At 68.1% G+C, this 1,877-nt stretch carries 1 protein-coding gene; it reads right to left on the reverse strand.

All coding sequences use genetic code 11. From position 1 onward, the window contains the following. A partial coding sequence (acs, locus tag PV768_RS21740; RefSeq protein ID WP_421094195.1) for an acetate--CoA ligase occupies positions 1–1,877 on the reverse strand: 1,877 nt, incomplete at both ends.

Here is a 1,877-nt window from a genome sequence, read left to right on the forward strand (position 1 = left end):
TGCCGCGATCTGCTGCATGATGGTGGGGTCCGAGAGGGTGGTGGCGTCTCCGGGATCGCGGCCTTCGGCGACGTCCTTGAGTAGGCGCCGCATGATCTTCCCGGAGCGTGTCTTGGGCAGTTCCGGGACCACCAGGATGGCCTTCGGTTTGGCGATGGGGCCGATTTCCTTGCCCACGTGGTTCCGGAGTTCCTGGACGATGGCGTCGCCGGAATCCACGGCATCGCCGCGGAGGATGACGAACGCGACGACGGCCTGCCCGGTGGTCTCGTCCGCAGCGCCCACGACGGCGGCCTCGGCCACGGCCGGGTGCGAGACGAGCGCGGACTCGATTTCCGTGGTGGAGAGGCGGTGCCCGGAGACGTTCATGACGTCATCCACCCGGCCCAGGAGCCAGATGTCGCCGTCCTCGTCCTTCTTTGCGCCGTCCCCGGCGAAGTACATGGTCTCGAAGCGGGACCAGTAGGTGTCCTTGAAGCGTTCCGGGTCGCCCCAGATGCCGCGGAGCATGGCCGGCCAGGGTTCGCGGATCACCAGGAACCCGCCGTGGCCGTTGGGCACGGATTCGCCCATCTCGTCCACGACGTCCACGGCGATGCCGGGCAGCGGGACCTGCGCCGAGCCCGGCTTGGTGGCCGTGACCCCGGGGAGGGGCGCGATCATCTGGGCGCCGGTCTCGGTCTGCCACCAGGTGTCCACGATGGGGGCCTTGTCCCCGCCGATGACCTTCCGGTACCACATCCATGCCTCGGGGTTGATGGGTTCGCCCACGGAGCCGAGGACGCGCAGGGAGGAGAGGTCGTACTTGTCCGGGATCTCCCGGCCCCACTTCATGAACGTGCGGATTGCGGTGGGGGCGGTGTAGAGGATGGAGACCTTGTACTTCTCCACGATCTCCCACCAGCGGCCCTGGTGCGGAGAGTCCGGAGTGCCTTCGTACATCACCTGGGTGGCGCCGTTGATGAGCGGGGCGTAGGCGACGTAGGAGTGGCCGGTGACCCAGCCGACGTCGGCCGTGCACCAGTACACGTCCGTCTCGGGGTGCAGGTCGAACACGGCACGGTGCGTGTAGGCGGTCTGGGTGAGGTACCCGCCGGTGGTGTGCAGGATGCCCTTGGGCTTTCCGGTGGTGCCGGAGGTGTACAGGATGAACAGCGGGTGCTCGGAATCATGCCCGACGGCGGTGTGCTGGTTCGAGGCGGCCCCGACGGTGTCGGCCCACCAGTGGTCCCGGCCCTCGGTCCAGTCCACGTCCTGGCCGTTGCGCTTGACCACCACCACGTTCTGCACGGTGTGGTTGTCCTTCGCGAGAGCCTCATCGACGGCGGGTTTCAGTGCGCTGGGCTTGCCGCGGCGGTAGGTGCCGTCCGCGGTGACCACGAGCTTGGCTTCGGCGTCGTCGATCCGGGAGCGCAGGGCGTCCGCGGAGAAGCCCCCGAACACCACGGAGTGCACCGCGCCGATGCGGGCGCAGGCCAGCAGCGTGATGACGGCCTCGGGGATCATCGGCAGGTAGACGGCAACCCGGTCGCCCCTGGTGACGCCGAGGGACTCGAAGGCGTTGGCGGCCTTTTTCACCTCTTCGGTGAGCTGGGCATAGGTGTAGGTGCTGGTGTCCCCGGGCTCGCCTTCGAAGTGGATGGCCACCCGGTCGCCCAGGCCGTTCTCAACGTGCCGGTCCAGCGCGTTGTACGCGGCGTTGACCTCCCCGCCCACAAACCACTTGGCGAACGGCGGGTTGGACCAGTCCAGGGGCTGGTCAAAGTCCTTGCTCCAGGTCAGCAGCTCACGGGCCTTCTTCGCCCAAAAAGCGGGATGGTCGTTGCCCGCCTCCTCATACTCCGCCGCGGTGACCACGGCGCCGGCAGCGAACTCCG

The sequence above is a fragment of the Pseudarthrobacter sp. CC4 genome (genome assembly GCF_048957775.1).
Taxonomy (GTDB): domain Bacteria; phylum Actinomycetota; class Actinomycetes; order Actinomycetales; family Micrococcaceae; genus Arthrobacter.